The organism is Tenacibaculum aquaeponti, assembly GCF_052084715.1.
Classification (GTDB): domain Bacteria; phylum Bacteroidota; class Bacteroidia; order Flavobacteriales; family Flavobacteriaceae; genus Polaribacter.
Window position 1 is genome coordinate 309,944 of sequence record NZ_CP197288.1, and the last position, 21,409, is coordinate 331,352.

Consider the following 21,409-nt stretch of genomic DNA (forward strand, 5'->3'; position numbering starts at 1 on the left):
ATGAATTTATTAAATAGTAATTTTAGATAGTTTTTAAGTTCTTAATTTTTAAAACAGATACTTCTCTTATGATGTTAATAAATGATGACTTTAAATATTTTATCTTCATTTTGTTTTATAAAGTAAATTCCTTTTGTGTTTGAAGTAAAGGTTATTTTTGTTTGTTGTGTATTTTCATCAAAAATAATTGTTCGGAATTGAATTAATTTACCTAAATTATTGTATAGTCTAAAAGTATCTGTACTATTTGTTTGAGATATATTAAGTGAGTTGTCTACATTTATTGGATTTGGATAAACTATTTGTTTTGTAATAGTTGAAGCATAAGGTTTAAAAAAAGTTATTCCGTGATTGTAAGCTTTTTCTCCTACAGCTTCGCCAATTAATCTACCAGGTATATCATCTGCTGGAGGATGTATTCCTCCCCAAATTCTAGATAGACTAGATTGGTCTGAAGCATCGAAATAGGTTGCCCATTGTAATTCAATATCTTGACTAGGACCTTCTTCAAATACTAGAAAATCATTTTGTTTAGCTAAAAAAGTTCCCATACCATTTGGAAAATATTCACTACCTGTTAATAATGTTAATACTTTAGCTGCAGCTCTTGAAAAAGTAGAGTGCCCTGAAACATAACCAGCAAATGGAGGAGTTACAAAAGAAGGTCTTTGATATGGCCACCAATTCTCTCCTAAAATCCAATCAACCCCAGCATATTCAACTGAAGGATTATTAATATAATCATGACCTCTCCAGGTATATAATTTAATTTTTCCAACATTTTGATTTTGATCACCACTAAGAGGATCTCCAGTTTTAACAACTTCAACTAAACCTTCAACAAGAGGAATTCCATTTTCATGATAATTAGCTAAAGTGTTATCTGTACTCTGTCCTAAACCTACCATATAACGAATTGAAGATATTGGTCTTACATAATCATACCAACCTTTAATACTCCATGCGCTTATTGCGGCATCATGCATTGCTCCACCAAGTAAAAAGTAAGATTTTACATCCCATTCTAAGTCGTCAATAATTTTATTATAGCCAGCTATTTTTTTATTAGAAATTTGATCACTAACTTTTTCGTTTAAAATGGTAAACCAATGTCCAGGAGGCGTTTCAGAATCAGGTCCATCAGCCCAAAATTCTGCAATAACTCTAGCATAATCCCCTCTTTTAACCAAATTTGGAGTATACACTGTATTGGTTATTGGATTAATTGTTCTTCCTTTACCAATATCACCACCATTTTTTAAATTATAAAAATTAGGATAATCATTATAATTTTTTGGAAAATCGGATATATTAATATTTCCCATTGCTCCAGGTGAAATATCAACAAGTGTATTATCTTCACTTGTTAAATGTGATCCCCAAATGGAAACTAGAGAGAATCCCCATTTATAAAATTCTGCAGTAATATTATCGCTTAAAAGAGGAGGAGAATTCGGGTCGTTGTAAACTTTATATTTATTACCATTTTTTGTTTTAACAACATAATCTTCTTCAGTCAAAGAAAAAGGAACAACATTTCCCCATTCAGGACTTAAAAAATCTGGTACACCATGTACAATATTGCCACTTTGATCGATAAAAGTTCTTAAAGATAATGGTTGCCATTTATCAGGATTGATAATTGTGGAATTACCACTATCAGTTGGAATTAGAAAAGGGTTTGTTGGTAAATAAAATTCATTTGAATAACCATTAATTTCATTTGAACCATCGTTTAAACCAAATTCAATAATTACAGATGCTATTAAGTTTCCTAAAGAAATAGCATTTGGTTCATCATGGAAATTTAAATCTATTTTGTTGATGTCTAAATTCAAAGATTCCATCAATGCATTCATGTTAGCTAAAGTCCAGAAATATCTTGGAGATTTTTCAAATCGATGTTTTATAAGATTATACATTGCATAACTCATTGTTTTAACTATAGATTCATTTTTTTCTGTTTTTATAGTTGAATCAAAGTTATTAGGAAGGTTGTATTTCTCTAAGAAGTAAGGTCTACTATCACTTCTGTTATATAACGCCCAAGTATCAAACATGGCAATAGAAGAATGAAATAAATTTCGGGCATGTACCGTAGGTCTAGCAAAATCTTTTCTGATAGCTTCTAAAAGTACTTCATTCCATTTTCTTGCGATAGAGTGTGATTGGTTAATTGTGTGTTGCGAATTCAAAGTAATAGTATAGCAACTTAAAACAAAAAGTAATAGTAATTTTTTTAACATCAGTTTTTAATATTAATAGTATAATATAATTAGCAATTCATTCAAAAATAATAATTTTATTTTTTTTAATAAGATTTAAAGTAGTTATTAAATTAAAATAAAGCTAATTAAATACATTTATCTGTAAACTTTTCTATTTTCAATTTTTACTTCTCCTTGTTTTTCTAATTGTTTTATAGTTCGTATTACAGTCTCTACACGTAAACCTAAAATGTCTGATATTTGCTGACGCGTATAGTTTATTTTTAATGTGAATTTTCCTTCTTGTTTAAAAACATCGTTTTTTAGATAGTCGAAAAACCTTAAAATTCGATGTGATGGTTCTTGACTAGAAATTTCTGAAGCTATTATGGCTTTGTAGTATAGTCTTTTTGCAAGGCTTTCTGTGATTTTAAAATGTACTTCTTTATTGTTTTGTAGTAATTCGTAGAACTTTTCTTTGGGTAAAATATATATTGTACTCTTTTCTATAGCTGTTGCATTGGCTGGGTATTTAACATTAATAAACAAAGGAGGTTCTCCAAAACTTTGTTCCTTATAAAAAACACCTTGAATGAATTCTTTAGCATCATCATTAAAGTTATTCATTTTGACAATTCCATGTTTAACTTGATAATAATTTCTAGCAAATTCTCCCTCTGAAAAGATAATCTCATCTTTATCAAAAGTTTTCAAAGTAGCATTATATTCAATTAAAAGTGTTTCAGGTATCATAATATTATGACTATAATCATAAAGTTTAATTGTACTAAAGATATAATTTTACCACAGTAATTTATATATTTCGATCAATGATTAAAAAAGAAATAGTTAACCGAGCAGATGTTTATTTATTAGTTTCTTCTTTTTATGATAAAATAAAAAAAGATGAAATTATAGGACATTTTTTTTTAAATGCAATTCCTGAAAGTGAATGGAATAATCATTTAGAGCATCTAACTGATTTCTGGGAAACTAATTTGTTTTTTGTTCGAAAATTTAAAGGAAATCCAATTCAGAAACACAGAGATGTAGATGCAAATTCTAACTTTAAAATTTCTCAGGAACATTTTGGTAGATGGTTGCAATTATGGTTTACTACAATAGATGAATTATTTATTGGAGAAAAAGCTCATCAAGCTAAAGAAAGAGCACGAAATATAGCTTCTATGCTCTTCTTTAAAATTTATGAAAATAAACCTAAAAATATAGGTTAATTAATTGCATTACAATTAAAATAATATTAGTAGTAATACTAATAATTCCCGCCCAGGCTACATATTTAAACGGACTTTGACTAAATGCAGTTGCATTTGTTCCCATAGCTGTTACTAAAGCTAATGCTAAATAAACAAAAGAAAATTGATGGTGAATTGCAAGTGCTGCAGTTGCTGAAGCGATCATAGTACTTATCATAATGAGTAATACTGTAATTCCAAAAGCATTTTCTTGTTCAGCTTTAATTTTATTGTTAATTAAGTCAATAATATTTGTTGGCTTTGTATAAGTGATATTTTGAATTGCGGTGTTATCTGTTGTGATCATGATATTTAATTTTAATACAAAGCTACTTTCAGAAAAGTTAAAATTTTATGACCAAAATCATATTTAAGAAGATTTCAAATAAATTATGTTAAAGGTTATTCATATCTTCACATTTCAAATTTTTTAATGTGCAAACAGAAACTCTAGTTTATATCATTTTAGCTTTATTAGTAAGTTTAGGTGTTGGTTTTTTTCAATACTTTTTTAAAGTAAAAAAGACATCAAAAATTACGATTTTATTATTCTTTTTAAGAGTTTTAAGTATTTTCTTAATTCTACTATTATTAATAAACCCGAAAATAGAATTAACAACTACTAAAAATGTAAAACCATCATTATCTGTTTTGGTTGACAATTCGTCATCAACTCAATTTTTTAAAGAGACTGATTTTGTGAATTCTTTTGTAGAAGATTTAAAAAAGAATGATGTTGTTAATGATAAGTTTGATGTTGATTTTTACACATTTGGTAATCAGGTTGAGAAATTAGATAGTGTAACTTTTTCTGATAAAAACACGAATATTACTAAGGCTATAAAATCCATCAATGAGTTACAAAAGAATAATGAAGGAACTATAGTTTTACTTTCAGACGGAAACCAAACTTTAGGAGAAGATTATGAGTTTTTGAATTCACAAAAAACTGTTTATCCTGTTGTATTAGGAGATACTATTCAATATCAAGATATCAGAATAAGTCAGCTAAATGTAAATAAGTATAGTTATTTAAATAATAAATTTCCGGTAGAAGCTTTCATTAACTATGAAGGGAGAGCAGAAGTGAAATCTATTTTTTCTATCTATAAGAGAGGAACAAAAGTTTTTAGTAAAACTGTTGAATTATCACCAAATAAAAAGTCGACTGTAATTACTGCGGAATTAAATTCAGATAAAGAAGGAGTACATTATTACTCTGCGTCATTAACTAAGTTAGATAAAGAGAAAAATGTAAGAAATAACACAAAGAATTTTACTGTAGAAGTAATAGATGAGCAATCTAAAGTTTTAATACTTTCTTCAATTATTCATCCTGATTTAGGTGCGCTTAAAAAATCTATAGAAAGTAACAAACAAAGAAAAGTAGAGCTTGTTCAAGTAAATGAATTTAAAGGAGATTTAAAAGACTATCAATTAGTCGTTTTTTATCAGCCTAATGCATATTTTAAAAAGTATTTACAAGAAAGAAAGTCTAATTTTCTTTTAGTAACAGGCTCTAAAACGAATTGGGATTTAATTAATTCTTTAGGGTACAGTTTTAATAAAAAAGCAATTAATCAAACAGAAAATTATCGCCCGGTTTACAATACAAATTTTTTAACCTATTTACAAGAAGATATTGGTTTTGATGGTTTTCCGCCACTAAAAGATAAATTTGGATCAATTGCAATTAAAGAGCATAGCCCATTATTGTATCAAAGATTAAAAGGAATAAATACCTCGAATCCATTATTAACGACTTTTGATAAAAATGATACAAAATATGCTGTGCTTTTTGGAGAAGGAATTTGGAAATGGAGAGCTTCTAGTTTTATTAGAGAAAATTCTTTTGAAGTTTTCGATGAGTTTTTAGGAAACTTAGTTCAATATTTAAATTCAAATAAAAAGAGAAGACGTTTAGATGTAAAACTAGACAATTTATATTTAGCTAATGATAAGATAAATGTTTCTGCTTTATATTTAGATAAAAATTACAAGTTTGACAACAGAGCTTCTTTAGAGATTCTAGTGAAAAACGAGGAAACAAAAGAACAAAAAGTATACCCTTTTTCTTTGATGAATAGTTCTTACAAAGTAAGTATCGAAGGTTTAGATTCTGGAGATTATACTTATCGAGTAAATGTACTTGGGCAAACCGTATCTAAATCAGGAAAGTTTAAAGTTGCAGATTTTCAAATAGAAGAACAATTCTCCAATGCAAATCATAAAAAACTAAATGTTTTAGCAGAAAATTCTGGAGGAAAATTGTTTTTTAAAGATCAAAAAGAAGTATTACTGCAAGATTTAGTAGCTAATGAAAAATTGGTTACAATTCAAAAGTTAGAAAAGAGAGAACAAGATCTAATTAATTGGAAATGGATTTTGCTTTTAGCAATTGCTTTATTGGCAATAGAATGGTTTACACGAAAATTCTTTGGTAAAATTTAATGAAAGAACATTTTTTTCAATGCCCGTATTGTTGGGAGGAAATCTCAATGTTGTTAGATTCAAGTTTGTCAGAAACATATATCGAAGACTGTGAAATTTGCTGTAATCCTATTCAAATTATTACTCAGTTTGATGGTGGAGAATTAGTCGGTTTTCAATCAATTAATATAGAACAATAGTTTATGAAATTTCATACAAGAAAATGGGTGAAACCCGAAGATTTAAATCCTAACAGAACATTATTCGGAGGAAGATTATTACAATGGATAGATGAAGAAGTTGCTTTGTATGCAATTATACAATTAGAAATTCCAAGAACAGTAACAAAATTTATGTCGGAAATAGATTTTGTAAGTTCTGCTCGTCAAGGAGATATTATTGAAATTGGAATTGATGTGGTGAAATTTGGAAGGACGTCAATTACTTTAGGTTGTAAGGTAAGAAACAAACTTACAAGGAAAGATATTATTACAATTGATAAAATTATTATGGTAAGTTTAGATGATGAAGGAAATCCTGTACCACATGGGAAAACTAAAATAGAATACGTTAAAGATAGATTAGAAGAAAAATAAATTTAAAATTATGAATAACAGACAACCAAATTTAAATTTTCCTAAGCGTGGAATATTATTAATACCAATAGCATTTGTATTAATGATTTTCATAGCAAAATCAACAGAAACAATTAATTCTGGAAAAGCGGGTGTTTTATACAAAACTTTTGGAGGTGGAGTAGTTGTAGATGAACCTTACATGGATGAAGGTTTTCACTTTGTATTACCATGGAATAAAGTATACGTTTACGAAGTAAGGCAACAAGAATTGTTTGAGCAAATGCAAGTATTATCTTCAAACGGATTAGAAATCCGATTAGATGCTTCTGCTTGGTATCAGCCACAGATTAATAATTTAGCAAGATTGCATAAAGAAAAAGGAGAAAATTATTTAGATCGTGTAATTAAACCAGCAATTAGGTCTGCTGCTAGAAGTGTGGTTGGACGTTATACTCCAGAGCAATTATATTCAAGTAAGAGAGATGTAATTCAGCAAGAGATTTTTATTGAAACTAAGAAAATTTTAGACAAGCAGTATATTCAATTAAATGAAGTTTTAGTTCGTGATGTGGAATTACCTCCAACAATTAAAAACGCAATTGAGCGTAAATTAAAGCAAGAGCAAGAAGCATTAGAATATGAATTTAGAATTGCTAAAGCTAAAAAAGAAGCAGAAAGACAACGAATAGATGCTGAAGGTAAAGCAGCTGCAAACCGTATTTTAAGTGCTTCATTAACGGATAAGATTTTACAAGAAAAAGGAATCGAAGCTACATTGAAGTTATCGGAGTCTTCTAACAGTAAAGTGGTATTAATTGGTTCTGGAAAGAACGGAATGCCTATAATTTTAGGAAATCAATAAGAGAACTTCTTAAAAAAAAGTTAATTCAATTTCAAAAGCGTAACTAGATTGGTAATTGGTCGTCTTATATGTAATTACTTCCTGTAAGTTAGTGATTAGTTAGTTTTTGATAGTTGATTGAAAAGCCCAAGGAATTCACCTTGGGCTTTTTTACATTTATAATCTAAATCAATACAAAAAAAGACACTCGTTAGAGTGCCTTTTCTAAATTAATTTATAATAATCTTCTTTATAGTAAACTTATTATTATTTTTAATTTTAAGAAGATAAATTCCGCTATTTAAGTTTTCAATGTCAAATGCTTTATCATCAAAATTAGGATTCTTTTTAGCGTAAACTTCTTTTCCTAAAATAGAATATACTCTAATGTCATTAATTCCAGATTCGTTAGAGAAAATAGTAATTTTACCGTTAACTGATGGATTAGGAAATACACGAGCTTTTAATGTTTGTTCCTCAGAAACACTAGCCGTTGCCCATCTGTTTTCTGCTACAGGTCCGCCCCAAATTTGAGTTGCTAAATTCGGATTGTCAATAAAAGGATTTCTATTTCCTTGTGCATAGGTATTAGTTGTATCACCATGGTAAGTATTTCTATTATCTTCAATTTCAGAAACTGGATCTTCAGCATTCCATTTTAAAAATAAATCGATCATGTCATCAGGTGTACTTGCAGAACTCCCAATTCCAACTACTGTAGGTAAACATCTATCTCCATAACGTAAATACATATACATCATCATTCTAGCTACATCACCTTTCCACTCATCACCAGGATACCAGCCACCATTTACTCTTCGAGAGTTTCCAGTACTTTCCACAAAAGCTAAATTTCCTCTATCTCTATTATGATCTACATCAGATGGACGTAAACTATGTGCATCAGTACCTGCTCCAGGTGAACTTGTAGATAATGAAGGGTTAGCTAAACTTCGAGGATATACGTGTTCTCTGTTCCAATCACCAGCACTTCCTCCGTTTTCATTAATTCCTCTAGTTCTCGCAGTTACGCCTGAAGTACTATATCCATAAATTAAAATAACTTCATTAGCATTTTCTGGGTTTACATCTGTTTTTCTTGAGGCTTCCCAAACACCAGGGGTATAGGATAAAAAGTTAGTATGAGTAGCTGTAATTTTTGTAGCTAACTCATCTTTAAGAGTTAATCCAGATTTAGTTAAGTCTACATCATTATAATAACTTTGTTGTGAAAATCCAACAAAGAAATAAAATGTAAAAAATAAAAAGAATAGTTTTTTAATCATGCTTACTTTTTTTCTAATAAAGCCATATAAAATCCATCAAAACCAGATTCATGAGATAATACTTTCTTATCATGCACGAAAGTAAAATCTTTTCCTGCGTCTGATGCTAAGAAAAATTCGACTTGTTGTTGGTTTTCTGATGGTAAAACAGAACAAGTAGCGTATACTAATTTTCCGCCTGGTTTAACCATTTTAGAGTAACTTTGTAATACTTCTTGCTGAACATTTTTAATGTTATCTAAAAACTCAGGTTGTAATTTCCATTTACTATCTGGATTTCTACGAATTACTCCTAACCCTGAACAAGGAGCGTCAATTAAAACGCGATCTGCTTTATTGTAAAGTTTTTTAATAGTTTTCGTAGAGTCAATTACTCTAGTATCAATATTATGAACACCATTTCTACGAGCTCTAACTTTTAGTTTTTTTAGTTTACTTTCGTAAATATCCATGGCAATAATTTGCCCTTTATTTTTCATTAAAGAAGCAAGGTGTAATGTTTTACCTCCAGCACCTGCACAAGTATCTATTACTTTCATACCTGGTTCAACTTCTAAATAAGAAGCAACCAATTGAGAAGAAGCATCTTGAACTTCAAAAAATCCTTTTTTGAAACTTTCTGTTTTAAATACATTAGCACGTTCTACTAATTTTAATGCATCAGGATATCCTTTTATAAATTCAGTATCAATCCCTTCAGCTTGTAATTTACTTCTTAGATTTTCTTTGGTAGTATTTAAAGTATTAGTTCTTAAAATAACTTCAGCTTGCTTATTTAAAGAAGCAATTTCTTTAGTCCATACTTTTTCTCCTAATTCACTTAAGCAAACATCATCGATCCAATCAGGAATAGATTCTCTAAATTTTCTGATTTTTGATAACTCATCAAATTTTCCTTTGATTCTTCTATTTGGAGTAGGTTCAATTTGGTTCCAATCTGGTAATTGAATACCTCTTAAAACACACCAAACTGAAAACAAACGCCATAAATCTTGACGAGAGAAAGGTTCTTTTACATTAGCTATTTCTGCATATAATCGTTTCCAACGAACAATTTCATAAATAGTTTCAGCAACAAATTTACGGTCTCTAGCGCCCCAGCGCTTGTCTCTTCGTAAAGCTGTTTCAACACCTTTATCTGCATAAACACCTTCGTTGAAAATGTCTCTTAGACTGTCTATTACAGCAAAAACTAAATTTCTATGTAGTCTCATTCGTTTTATTTTGGGCTGCAAAGATACTACGATTTATTGGGTTTTTGTATTTTCGTGTAAAAACTTAAAACTTTGTCTATGAAAGTGCTGAATTATTTATTCGTTTTGTTTAGTGTACTAAATGTTTTTTCTCAAGAAGGAAAGTATATAGGAGTGTATGGTGAACGTTTTAAAATTAATGAAACTGTAATGTTATTTGGTGATAATGTTCGTTTAAGAGAAGAACCAAATATGAATGCTAAAGTTCTAAAGACTTTAAAAATTGGAGAAGAAGTTACAGTTTTAAGTTCTGGAATAGAAGATGAAAAACCAATACCTGATAATGAAATAGTTTGGGAATGGTATAAAGTTAAATATAAAAACATAGAAGGGTATGTATATGAAAGTTTATTGTCTTTAGATTATAAAGTTTATGATACTGACCTTTATTTAGTGTCTATTAGAAAAGATAAAAACAAAAATGATAAAGTTGTAGTTAGGTTATTTAATAAAGAAACTAATAAATATGAAGAAAATTCAAGTTTTTTAGGAAGTGCAACAACTTTTAAAATTAGAGTATTTGGAAATAAAGGATTGAAAAAATATTAAGTCTATCTTTTTAGTAGATGCTATAGCAGAAGCTTGCGGAGTAGATGGTGGTGGAGTTTATTGGTTTAATGATGGAAGTTTAAAAAAAGGTGTTGCTTTTTCTAGTTTTGCTGATGGAGGTTCTTGGTTCGAGGAAAAAATAGTTTTTCCAAATGATAAAGAAGGGATAGAAGATAAAATTGTTTTTATTAGAGAAGTAGGTGAAACTATTGATTATAAAAAAGATTACATTAAAAAGACTGTTGAATCTTGTGCTTTTGATTGGGAAGGAGAAGAAATTAAATTTGAGATTGAAGACAAAAAAGATCATTAATTTTTAATCATTGAATGAACTTAAATCAACCAGTTACATATATTAAGGGAGTTAGCGTTGCAAGGGCAGAACTGCTGTATTCAGAGTTAGGAATAAGGACTTGTAATGATTTTTTGCACTTATTTCCAAATCGTTATATTGATAAAACTCAGTTTTATACAATTAACCAGTTAGAACAAAATAGTTCCGAGGTTCAAATCGTTGGTAAAATTACTGGAATTAAAACTGTAAAGCAGAAAAGAGGAAGTAGATTAGTTGCAACATTTGCTGATGCAACTGGTACAATGGAATTAGTTTGGTTTAAAGGTGTAAAATGGATTAAAGACAGTTTAAAAGTAAATACACCTTATGTAATTTATGGAAAATTAAACTGGTTCAAAGGAACTGCAAACATGGCGCATCCTGAATTGGAACTAGTATCTGAATATAAAAGTAAGATACAAATGGCAATGCAACCTGTTTATCCTTCTACCGAGAAATTATCAAATAAAGGTATTAGTAATAAAGTCATGAGAACCATGATTCAAAATTTATTACAACAATCTTTTGATAGTATAGAAGAAACATTTACAACTGATTTTAGAACTGAAAATCAGTTATTACATAAAAAAGAATCGATTCTTAATATACATTTTCCTAAAAGTCAAGAATTATTAGCAAAAGCACAATATCGATTAAAATTTGAAGAACTGTTTTATATTCAATTACAGTTGTTAGTAAAAAAACTAATCAATAAATCTAGAATTAAAGGTTATGTTTTTGAAAATGTAGGAGAGCAGTTTAATACCTTTTATAATAATCATTTACCTTTTGATTTGACAAATGCTCAAAAAAGAGTATTAAAAGAGATTAGAAAAGATACAGGAACTGGTGCACAAATGAATCGTCTCTTACAAGGAGATGTTGGATCGGGTAAAACTATAGTTGGGCTTTTAGTGATGTTATTAGCAATTGATAATGGTTATCAAGCTACAATAATGGCTCCGACAGAAATTTTGGCAAATCAGCATTACAATGGAATAAAAGAGTTACTTGCTAATACTACGATCAATGTTGAGTTATTAACAGGATCTACTAAAACAAAAAAACGAAGAGAGATTCATGAAGGTTTAGAAAATGGATCACTCCATATTCTAATAGGAACACATGCTATTTTAGAAGATAAAGTTCAATTTAAAAAATTAGGATTAGCAATTATAGATGAACAACATCGATTTGGTGTTGCACAAAGAAGTAAACTTTGGAAAAAAAGTGAGATTGAAGGAGTTCCACCGCATGTTTTAGTGATGACTGCAACTCCAATTCCTAGAACATTAGCAATGTCTGTTTATGGAGATTTAGATGTTTCTGTAATAGATGAATTACCTCCAGGAAGAAAGGCTGTAAAAACAGTACATCGATACGATAGTCATCGTTTAGGAGTATTTCGATTTTTAAAAGATGAAATAGAAAAAGGAAGACAAGTGTATGTTGTTTATCCATTAATTCAAGAGTCACAGGCTATGGATTATAAAGATTTAATGGATGGTTACGAAAGTATTGTCCGAGAATTTCCGTCACCAAAGTATCAAATTAGTATTGTACATGGGCAGATGAAACCAGCGGACAAAGATTATGAAATGGAACGTTTCTTAAGAAAAGAAACTCAAATTATGGTCGCTACGACTGTTATTGAAGTTGGTGTAAATGTTCCAAATGCATCTGTAATGGTTATAGAAAGTTCTGAGCGTTTTGGTTTAAGTCAATTGCATCAGTTGCGAGGTAGAGTAGGTAGAGGAGCAGAACAGAGTTATTGTATTTTATTAACAGGAGTAAAATTGTCTTCTGATGCTAAAACTAGAATTAAAACTATGGTGGAAACTTCTGATGGATTTAAAATTGCTGAAGTTGATTTAAAATTAAGAGGACCGGGAAATATCATGGGAACACAACAAAGTGGTGTTCTTAATTTAAAAATAGCAGATGTCGTAAAAGATAGTCCGATTTTATATAATGCTCGACAATGTGCAATAAAAATATTAAATGACGATCCGGGGCTAAAAAAAGAAGAAAACGCTTTGATATTAAAACGACTTATATCTTTACAACGTACCAGTGGGATTTGGAGTAATATAAGTTAATAAAAAACTCCGCCAATAGGCGGAGCTAATCATACTCTTTTATGTTTTTTAGTTAGGAACACAAGTTCCGTAAAAAGAACCATATCTTTTTACACAAGAAAAGTCTCCAGGAAAAGCGTAAGGTATACTTTCCCAACAATCTCTATGCGTGTTACAAAAAATGTTTGTGTAACCACCATTGATACTTTTTTGCTGTTCTTTCGTTAATTTTTTTCCTAAGTTTTTTAACATAATAGAAGGTTTTTTGGTTAAATAATTTTATGAACAACTAATATACAAAACTTAATGAATTGATAATTAGATTTATATTTGAATTATTATCATGATAATACATAGGATACCCATTCTTTTGGAGTTTCAAGCATAGGGAAATGCCCTGAATTATTAAGAGTATATAATGTGTTATTTTGTATTTCTTTATGAAGCAATTCAGCCATTTTGTAAACTGCAACAGGATCATTTTTAGGCCAAACTATTTTAGTTGGTATAGTCGTTGTTTTTAAAGCACCGATCCATCTATGCCAGAAAAAATAACGTTCATTAATGTAGTTGGATAATTTATGAATTACAGCTTTACCATCATTATGAGTAAGTTGTATCCACATTTCTTTGAGTTCTTCGTTGGTTACTTTTTTCTTGTCGAAATAAACATTTCGTATGTTTTTAGAAAAAATGTACTCGTTAGATAGTTTAGCAACATGTTTACCAGTAAGTTTATTTTTTAATAACTTTTGAATCAATCGTAGTTGCGAAAGTTCAATATGTACGCTTCCATTGCATAAAATGAATTCTTCAATAGTTACATCAATTTGTTTTTTATTAAGACGAGCAATTATTTCTGTAGCTATACTAGTTCCATAATCATGAGCAAGTAAAGTGAATTTAGAAACACCAAGTTGTTTCCATAATGCTAAGGCAACATCAGCTTGTTCAATTAAAGAATAAGAATACTCTTTTGGTTTATCAGAGAAACCATAACCCAAATGATCGTGAACAATCACTCTGTATTTTTTAGTAAGTTGATTTAAAACTTTATAATAATCATAAGATGAAGTCGGATAACCATGCAAAATAACTAATATTGGTTTGTCTTTTTCACCAGCATCTACAGTGAAAATTTTATGATTAAAAACAGTTCTAAATTCACCTTTTTTTACCCACTCATTTGAAGTCATAATCTTATTTAAAAATATATAAACAATGTAGTGAATTTTGCTTAGTTTTGATATAATAAAATCTTTCTCTTATTTATTTTATAGACGTCATATTACCTATACCAATACAAAAAACATTTATGTATTCGGTAACTAAAGAAGAGGCAAGTTTCCTTGAAAAAGGAATGCGAGTTGCTGTATCTTTTGGTAAAACTAAAATGTACGCAGCTTTAGTTTTTAATATCCATCAAAATCCTCCAGAACTTTACGAGGCTAAAGAGATTCATCAAATTTTAGATGAAAAACCTATTGTAAATGAAAGACAGTTAAAACATTGGCAATGGATTTCACAATATTACATGTGTTCTTTAGGAGATGTATACAGAGCAGCTGTTCCTTCTGCATTTCTTTTGGAAAGTGAAACTGTAATTCATAAAAATGAAACATTTACCAATATTGATGTTTTAAATGATGAAGAATACTTGATTTATGAAGCTTTACAACGTCAATCACAGTTAACAATTCATGAAATAACGGCGATATTAGATCGAAAAAAAGTATTCCCCGTTATAAACCAATTAATAGACAAATCTGTATTGTATGTAAAAGAGGAAATTTACGAAACATACAAACCTAAGTTAATCAAATATGTGAGGCTTAATAAAGTTTACGAACATGAAGAAGGTTTGCAAGCTTTATTATCAGAATTATCTCGTGCAAAAAAACAAAGAGATGCTGTTTTAACCTTTTTTCAATTAAAAACAGATAAAAAACCTATTAAGGCTAAAACTTTACAAGAGAGATCAGGAGTTTCTAGTCAAATATTAAAATCTTTAGTAGATAAAGAGATTTTTGAATTTTATCATATTCAAACAGATAGAGTTCAGTTTAAAGGAGATGAAAACCCGTTAAAAGATCTTAATGAATTTCAAGAAAAAGCATTATTTAACATTAAAGAATCTTTTAAGGACAACGATATTACATTATTACACGGAGTAACAAGTTCTGGAAAAACAGAAGTGTATACAAAATTGATTAAAGAAGTTTTAGCTGAAGGGAAACAAGTATTATTTATGTTGCCTGAAATTGCTCTTACTACCCAAATCATTACGCGTTTACAGAATTATTTCGGAAATCAAATTTCTGTTTTTCATTCTAAATATTCAGTGAATGAAAGAGTTGAAGTTTGGAATAATACACTTAACCAAAAAACAAAAGCACAAATTATTTTAGGAGCTCGATCAACTGTTTTTCTTCCTTTTTCTAATTTAGGATTAATCGTTGTTGATGAAGAACATGAAGTTTCTTACAAACAATTTGAACCATCACCAAGGTATAATGCTAGAGATTCAGCTATTGTTTTAGGTAAAATTCATAAAGCAAAAGTTCTTTTGGGTTCAGCAACACCTTCTATCGAATCTAAATTTAATGCTTTAGAAGGAAAATATGGATTGGTCAATTTAACAAGACGACACGGAAATGTTTTGATGCCTAAAATAGAATTGATTGATGTAAAGGAAAAAAGAAAGCGAAGAGAAATGGTTGGACATTTTTCTGATCGATTGATTCAATTAATTAATGAAGCTTTAGAGGAGAAAGAACAAGTAATTCTGTTTCAAAATAGAAGAGGATATTCACCAATTGTTGAATGTACAACTTGTGGGAATTCACCTCAGTGTCCGAATTGTGATGTTAGTTTAACATATCACAAGTACAACAATCAATTAAAGTGTCATTATTGTCATTATCAAAGAGCTATGCCAACCAGTTGTGGAGCTTGCGGTAGTTCTACATTAGACACGAAAGGTTTCGGAACAGAGCAAATAGAACTTGAATTAAAAGAACTTTTTCCAAATCATAATATTGGAAGAATGGACTCTGATACAACTAGAGGAAAATTTGGTTATCAGAAAATTATAGAGGCTTTTGATGCCCAGGAGATAGATGTTTTAGTAGGAACTCAAATGTTGTCTAAAGGTTTAGATTTTAAAAACGTGACTTTAGTTGGTGTTTTAAGTGCTGATACAATGTTGAATTTCCCTGATTTTAGAGCGCATGAAAGAGCTTTTCAATTAATGGTTCAGGTTGCTGGTAGAGCAGGAAGATATCAAAAACAAGGATTGGTAGCTATACAAACCTATAATCCTTATCATCAAATTTTACAGCAAGTTTCTACAAATAATTATGAGGAAATGTATAAAGAACAATTGCAAGATCGTTGGCAATATCATTATCCTCCTTACTATCGTTTAATCAAGATAACTTTAAAACATAGAGATTATGTTAGAGTAAACGATGGTATAAATTGGTTAGCAAAATCCTTACAGAACGTATTCAGAGAAAATGTTTTAGGTCCAACAGCTCCTTCAGTTTCTAGAGTACGAAATCAGTATATAAAAAATTTAGTGATAAAAATTCCTCCGAAACAATCATTACTAAAAACGAAACAAGAGATTCAAAGAATAAGAACTACGTTTGAAGCAGTTAAAGAATTTCGTCCTATTCGTTTTATTTTAGATGTTGATGCTTATTAAATCATAAATGCTATGAAATTCCAATATGTAAATCTTAATAAAGAAGAAAAGGTAATTGATTTACCTGTAAGTGAAGAAGCTTTTAATAAAACGAAGAGTTTTGTTAAAGGATCTGCATTAATTGATATGTATTATGATTGGTTGATTTGGGATTTAAGAGATTATTTTTTTGATAAAATGATTTTAGATTCATTTAGAAAAGAAATCAATTCTTTTTGTAAAAGAATTCAGTTAGCTGATTTTGATTATGAAAAGAACGCAGGGCCTGAAGATGTAAAAGTAGTTCAGATGTATTATCATGTGTACATTTGGGATCAGATTTTTGTTGCTTGTGAACCTGAAGGATCGTTTCATAAAGAAAGTTTAGTACAAGATCGATTAGAGTTAGATTTAGAGTTTGAATTAAATGAATTAGAACACTTACTATTGCAGTTATTAGATGCATTAGAAGTAGATTATTCAGAATTTAAGGAAGAAGAAGATATTTCAACAAATGAATTAGGTATAGATACTTTGGTAGAAAATTTACTTAGAGAATGTTGGAGAAAAACAAAAGAAGAAACCAACTCTAAAATTGTTGGAACTTTATTTGAAGCAACAGGCTTAGGTTCTACTGGAGATTTAGATACAGATAAAGTTATTGGAGATAGTGAAGAGTTAATAATAGAATTCTTTAAGAAAAAAAATATAAAAGCGTAGAATTTATTTCTACGCTTTTGCTTTTAATGCTTGTATTTATCTGTAATATTAACCAATTTAAAACTTGTTTCTTTATTTGTTAAAATTAAAGTATCGTTTTTTAAATTAAAGTCAAAAGTTACATTATAAGATTCGCTATTTCTTTTTTTATTGTAATAATCAGTAATTTCTTTTTTTATTGCTTTAGTACTATCTTTTGGTAAGTTCAATTTATTTAAACTGTCTTTAACTAAGAAGTAGCCTGTTTCAGTGTAACATTTAGCTTTTAAGATTACCGATTTTTTTAAAGAATCAATAGAAAAGTTACCATAATAAATATTATCGTTAAAATCTTTAATTTTTAATCTATAATCATAATCAAAATAAACTCTAAAATATCGTTCATTAAAATTTTCAGGTACTGCTTTGTAAATTCCGAAGATTTCCTTTTCAACTAAAAAATTCTTTTTAATATTAGAAATGTAGTTGTATCCATAAAAAATCATTCCGCCAATAATTAAGAATTTTATCCAATATAAATTTTTAATTTTTTTAGGTAATATAGAAGGAAATAAAGGCGTGTTAATTTTAAACTTTAAGAAATATGTTTTAAAACCATTCCAATCCGATAGTAACAAGAAAACTCCCATTATACTTAATCTAATAGCCATAGAAAGTGCTCCTTGAATATCATAAAAAATATCTACTAATAAGATATTTATCATAAAACTTAAAAATAAAATAACTCCAGCACGTTCGGTTTTTCTAAATAAAAGTAAAAAAGCAGCGATAATTTGAGTAAAAGCTATTATTAATCCATAGGTTCTTGAGTATCCATAGTAATTCCAAGTTAGCATGAAACCATTAAATTGGTTTATAGAGGTATCCCCAAGGTAAGATAAACCTAAATCGAATTGACTTTTAAGTATTTTACCAAAAGCATAGGAAAACATCTGAAAAGCAATATAATATCTACAGATAAGACGAAGTATATATAAGAAGTTGTTCTTCTGTTTTTCAGACTTTAAAAATTTTTTAATCATAGTTTTTTTAATTTTTTTAGTTTAATGAAATTTTAAGTCAGTTTTGAAAAGATTACAAAAAGCATAATAATCAGTGTTTTTTATCATGGTAATTTTTTTAAAAGAGTTTATTCTAAATATATTTACTTCAAATCTAAAATAAAATCAATGAATTTCGAAAAAGAGTATGATTTAATTTGTATTGGAGGTGGTATAATGAGTGCAAATTTAGCTTTATTAGCTAAATTATTAGATCCTAAATTAAAAATACTAATTCTTGAACGTTTAGATGGAGTTGCTTTGGAGAGTTCAGCAGCGTGGAATAATGCAGGAACTGGACATGCAGCTTTATGTGAACTAAATTATTGTCCAGAAAAGGAAGATGGATCCATAGCTATGGAAAAAGCAATTCGTATTTGTACTCAATTTGAAATTTCTAAACAGTTTTGGGCATATTTAACAAAGAATGGATACATAGATAATCCTAATGATTTTGTAATGCCAGTAAAACATCATAGTTGGGTTACAGGTAAAGAGAATAGTGATTATCTAGAAAAAAGATTCAAAGCTTATAAAGAACACTTTATGTTCGATAATATTAGTTTCACTAGAGATATTGCAGAAATGGAAAAGTGGTTTCCATTAATTATGAATGATAGAGGAGAGGAAGAGATTATGGCCGCTTCTCGAATGGATAGGGGAACAGAAGTAAACTACGGAGCATTAACTAAAGTACTTTTTAAAGTTTTAGAAGAAAAGTTTGATACACCAGTATATTGTAACCAAGAAGTTTTAGATGTTGATCCAGATACAGATTTAGATTGGACTGTAGCAACAAAAAACACAAAAACAGATGAGATACATAATATAGAAGCAAAACATGTTTTTATTGGAGCTGGAGGTGGAAGTTTATTATTACTGCAAAAAATAGAGATAGAAGAGAAAGAAGGTTACGGTGGTTTTCCTGTTAGTGGAGAGTGGTTAGTTTGCAATAATGAAGAAATTATTAATCAGCATAACGCAAAAGTATACAGTAAAGCAGGAATTGGAGACCCGCCAATGTCTACACCACATTTAGATACAAGATACATCGACGGAAAAAAGTCATTATTATTTGGTCCATTTGCTGGCTTTAGTCCAAAGTTTTTAAAAGAAGGATCGAATTTAGATTTATTTAAATCGATTCAGTTTGATAATATTTCACCAATGCTAGGTGCTTTTTGGCACAATTTACCACTAACAAAGTATTTAGTTCATCAAGTATTAATGAATAAAGAAGACCGAATAGAGTCGCTTCGCAAGTTTATGAAGAATGCAAAAAGTGAAGACTGGGATGTTGTAAAAGCAGGTCAGCGTGTTCAAATTATTAAGAAAGATGAATTCGAAGGAGGTCAGTTACGATTCGGAACTGAAGTAATTAGTAGTAAAGATGGAAGTATTACTTGTTTGTTGGGCGCATCTCCAGGAGCATCAACAGCAACAGCTATCATGTTTGAAGTATTAGAAAAAGCTTTTCCTGAATTGTTACAAAATCAAGAAAATAAAGACCTATTAAGTAAAGTAGTTCCTTTTTATAATAAAGAAGTTGAAGAAGTATTTTTTAAAAGTGAGTTAAAAAGAGTAAATACAATCTTAAATCTATAAACCAAACTGTTTGTTATGAAAGCTAATTTGTCTAAACTATTATTGGTGTTATGTTTTGTTTTGTTTCACGGTATAACAAAAGCTAATAATTCATTTCATTTTTATGAACAAGATAGCATTGTAGAGCAACAAATACCACCATCAACATTTATAAGTCCCAAGTATGAAAACATAAGTGTTTATAAAGTTGATAATGTTCCAGACCCCAAAAAAGGCAGTTCAAATGGATTTGTGTCAGATCCTAATAATTACATCAATCCATCTGAAGAATATAAGATCAACTCGATTCTTTGGGAGTTGGAAGAGAATTCTACAGCTCAAGTTGCAGTTGTAATTTTAAAAAGTATCGGAAATGAAATTCCTAAAGATTTTGCAGTAAAACTATTTGAAAAATGGGGTATTGGTCAAGCTGATAAAGACAATGGGTTGTTAATATTAACTGTTATAGATCAACGAAGAACAGAGTTTGAAGTCGGTTATGGTTTAGAACCAATTTTAACGGATTTAATTTGCCATAGAATTGGAACAGATGAAATAATACCTAACTTTAAAAAAGGAGAATTTGGATTAGGTTTAATTGCGGCTTCTAATAAAGTAAAGCAAATAATTGAGGATCCTAAAAATATAGAAGAAGTATATTCTCAAAACATTAGTTATCCTGAAAAGAGAAATTCGTCTTTAAGTTCTGTTTATGATCAATACTTAGATTCTAAAGAGCCATCTCCGTATAAAATTTTCCTAACATACTTACCATTATTAATATTAATACTAGTTTATGCAAGTTTAAATGGAGTGCTTTTTCAACGAATGAAGGAGAAAATAGCGATTATAGATAATAGTAAAGAAGATTATTATGATAAGTATAATGAATTAAAAAACACAACCAGAGGAGCTTTAGGTTGTTTATCATTGTTTTTAGGGATGTTTTTTCCAATATATGCGTATTTTAGATACACTACCAGAAAAAAGAAATTAAAAGAGTATCGTTATGCTCCAAGATTTAGCAGAGTTAATGGGCAGAAAATGGAATTGTTAAATGCTTGGGCAGAAAATGAATTTTTGAAAGAAGGTGAAATTTTAGAAGAAAAATTAGATGCCGCAGAGTATGATGTATGGGTTACAGAAGACGAATCTGATGTGATGGTCTTAGAATACGAAGGTTCCAGTAGAAAGTATTCCGATTGTAAAGAATGTGGTTATAAAACTTATGGGCGTTCTAGTACAAGAATTATTCGAAGTGCGACCTATGAAAGAGCAGGAAAAAAAGAAGAAATATATTTATGTAGAAATTGTCATTATACAGATTCCGTGATAATAACAATTCCCCAAAAGGTAAGATCTCAGTCGTCTAGCAGCTATTCTTCAGGAGGAAGTAGTTGGAGTAGTAGTTCATCATCTTCTTCAAGTTGGGGAGGTGGAAGTTCTGGAGGTGGAGGAGCTGGTGTTAGTTGGTAAAAAACTATTCTTAATAATAAAAAGAACTGATTAAGTCTTTTTTGTTTAATTTTTAATGTTCTGTAAATGAGTTTTTTATGTTTTTTTGT

General features: G+C 29.3%; 19 protein-coding genes. 11 read left to right on the top strand and 8 right to left on the bottom strand.

Translation table 11 applies throughout. The features are described from left to right. Nucleotides 1–74: 74 nt before the first annotated feature. Both ACSIGC_RS01475 and ACSIGC_RS01480 read right to left on the bottom strand, forming a co-directional pair. Nucleotides 75–2,246 carry a T9SS type A sorting domain-containing protein gene (locus ACSIGC_RS01475; protein ID WP_442266410.1) on the bottom strand — a complete coding sequence of 724 codons (2,172 nt, stop codon included), beginning with the start codon at nt 2,244–2,246 and terminating at the stop codon, nt 75–77. A gap of 117 nt (nt 2,247–2,363) precedes the next feature. After that, a complete protein-coding gene (locus ACSIGC_RS01480; RefSeq protein ID WP_442266411.1) occupies nt 2,364–2,960 on the bottom strand; it encodes a Crp/Fnr family transcriptional regulator in 597 nt (198 codons plus the stop codon). Nucleotides 2,961–3,037: 77 nt separating this feature from the next. Between ACSIGC_RS01480 and ACSIGC_RS01485 the strand changes: the two genes are divergently transcribed. Then, nucleotides 3,038–3,442, top strand: coding sequence for a group III truncated hemoglobin (locus tag ACSIGC_RS01485; RefSeq protein WP_442266412.1), 405 nt, complete (start codon nt 3,038–3,040; stop codon nt 3,440–3,442). On the opposite strand, the gene ACSIGC_RS01490 is transcribed toward ACSIGC_RS01485, so the two are convergent. Beyond that, complete coding sequence (locus ACSIGC_RS01490; protein WP_442266413.1) at nt 3,426–3,770, bottom strand: hypothetical protein; 345 nt, start codon at nt 3,768–3,770, stop codon at nt 3,426–3,428. The genes ACSIGC_RS01485 and ACSIGC_RS01490 overlap by 17 nt on opposite strands. Before the next feature lie 128 nt (nt 3,771–3,898). Between ACSIGC_RS01490 and ACSIGC_RS01495 the strand changes: the two genes are divergently transcribed. Genes ACSIGC_RS01495 through ACSIGC_RS01510 form a run of 4 tightly spaced genes read left to right on the top strand, consistent with a single transcriptional unit; the run spans nt 3,899 to nt 7,333 of the window. Next, nucleotides 3,899–5,914, top strand: a complete 2,016-nt coding sequence (locus ACSIGC_RS01495; protein WP_442266414.1) for a VWA domain-containing protein — start codon at nt 3,899–3,901, stop codon at nt 5,912–5,914. Next, nucleotides 5,914–6,093: a CPXCG motif-containing cysteine-rich protein gene (locus tag ACSIGC_RS01500; protein WP_442266415.1), complete on the top strand. Its 180-nt coding sequence runs from the start codon at nt 5,914–5,916 to the stop codon at nt 6,091–6,093. Before ACSIGC_RS01495 ends, ACSIGC_RS01500 begins: the two co-directional genes overlap by 1 nt. A 3-nt stretch (nt 6,094–6,096) precedes the next feature. After that, the gene (locus ACSIGC_RS01505; RefSeq protein WP_442266416.1) at nt 6,097–6,489 is read left to right on the top strand and encodes an acyl-CoA thioesterase; all 393 of its coding nucleotides are present in this window, start codon (nt 6,097–6,099) and stop codon (nt 6,487–6,489) included. A gap of 10 nt (nt 6,490–6,499) precedes the next feature. Next, entirely contained in the window at nt 6,500–7,333 is an 834-nt protein-coding gene (locus tag ACSIGC_RS01510; RefSeq protein WP_299677843.1) for a prohibitin family protein, read from the top strand. A 209-nt stretch (nt 7,334–7,542) separates the two neighbouring features. Here the strand turns inward: ACSIGC_RS01510 and ACSIGC_RS01515 are convergent, their stop codons facing one another. Both ACSIGC_RS01515 and ACSIGC_RS01520 read right to left on the bottom strand, forming a co-directional pair. Continuing rightward, complete coding sequence (locus ACSIGC_RS01515; protein WP_442266417.1) at nt 7,543–8,598, bottom strand: endonuclease; 1,056 nt, start codon at nt 8,596–8,598, stop codon at nt 7,543–7,545. A 2-nt stretch (nt 8,599–8,600) separates the two neighbouring features. Further along, entirely contained in the window at nt 8,601–9,812 is a 1,212-nt protein-coding gene (locus ACSIGC_RS01520) for an RsmB/NOP family class I SAM-dependent RNA methyltransferase (protein ID WP_442266418.1), read from the bottom strand. Between the two features lie 78 nt (nt 9,813–9,890). On the opposite strand from ACSIGC_RS01520, the gene ACSIGC_RS01525 reads away from it, so the two are divergent. Next, nucleotides 9,891–10,400 (top strand): SH3 domain-containing protein, encoded by a 510-nt coding sequence (locus ACSIGC_RS01525; RefSeq protein WP_442266419.1) that lies wholly within the window; start codon nt 9,891–9,893, stop codon nt 10,398–10,400. Nucleotides 10,401–10,727: 327 nt separating this feature from the next. Next, on the top strand, nt 10,728–12,833 hold the full coding sequence (recG, locus tag ACSIGC_RS01530; protein WP_442266420.1) for an ATP-dependent DNA helicase RecG: 2,106 nt from the start codon (nt 10,728–10,730) through the stop codon (nt 12,831–12,833). A gap of 48 nt (nt 12,834–12,881) precedes the next feature. On the opposite strand, the gene ACSIGC_RS01535 is transcribed toward recG, so the two are convergent. After that, on the bottom strand, nt 12,882–13,064 hold the full coding sequence (locus tag ACSIGC_RS01535; RefSeq protein ID WP_299677828.1) for a hypothetical protein: 183 nt from the start codon (nt 13,062–13,064) through the stop codon (nt 12,882–12,884). 89 nt (nt 13,065–13,153) lie between these two features. Beyond that, nucleotides 13,154–14,008: an alpha/beta fold hydrolase gene (locus tag ACSIGC_RS01540; protein WP_442266421.1), complete on the bottom strand. Its 855-nt coding sequence runs from the start codon at nt 14,006–14,008 to the stop codon at nt 13,154–13,156. Between the two features lie 89 nt (nt 14,009–14,097). Here ACSIGC_RS01540 and priA point away from each other — a divergent pair, with 89 nt between their 5' ends. Further along, nucleotides 14,098–16,521, top strand: coding sequence for a replication restart helicase PriA (priA, locus tag ACSIGC_RS01545; protein ID WP_442267738.1), 2,424 nt, complete (start codon nt 14,098–14,100; stop codon nt 16,519–16,521). A 12-nt stretch (nt 16,522–16,533) separates the two neighbouring features. Further along, nucleotides 16,534–17,220 (top strand): hypothetical protein, encoded by a 687-nt coding sequence (locus ACSIGC_RS01550; RefSeq protein ID WP_442266422.1) that lies wholly within the window; start codon nt 16,534–16,536, stop codon nt 17,218–17,220. 23 nt (nt 17,221–17,243) lie between these two features. Here ACSIGC_RS01550 and ACSIGC_RS01555 read toward each other — a convergent pair whose 3' ends face one another. Next, nucleotides 17,244–18,242 (bottom strand): hypothetical protein, encoded by a 999-nt coding sequence (locus ACSIGC_RS01555; RefSeq protein ID WP_442266423.1) that lies wholly within the window; start codon nt 18,240–18,242, stop codon nt 17,244–17,246. 147 nt (nt 18,243–18,389) lie between these two features. Here ACSIGC_RS01555 and mqo point away from each other — a divergent pair, with 147 nt between their 5' ends. Then, nucleotides 18,390–19,865, top strand: a complete 1,476-nt coding sequence (gene mqo / locus ACSIGC_RS01560) for a malate dehydrogenase (quinone) (protein WP_442266424.1) — start codon at nt 18,390–18,392, stop codon at nt 19,863–19,865. Between the two features lie 15 nt (nt 19,866–19,880). Further along, nucleotides 19,881–21,320, top strand: a complete 1,440-nt coding sequence (locus ACSIGC_RS01565; protein ID WP_442266425.1) for a TPM domain-containing protein — start codon at nt 19,881–19,883, stop codon at nt 21,318–21,320. Nucleotides 21,321–21,409 lie beyond the last annotated feature (89 nt).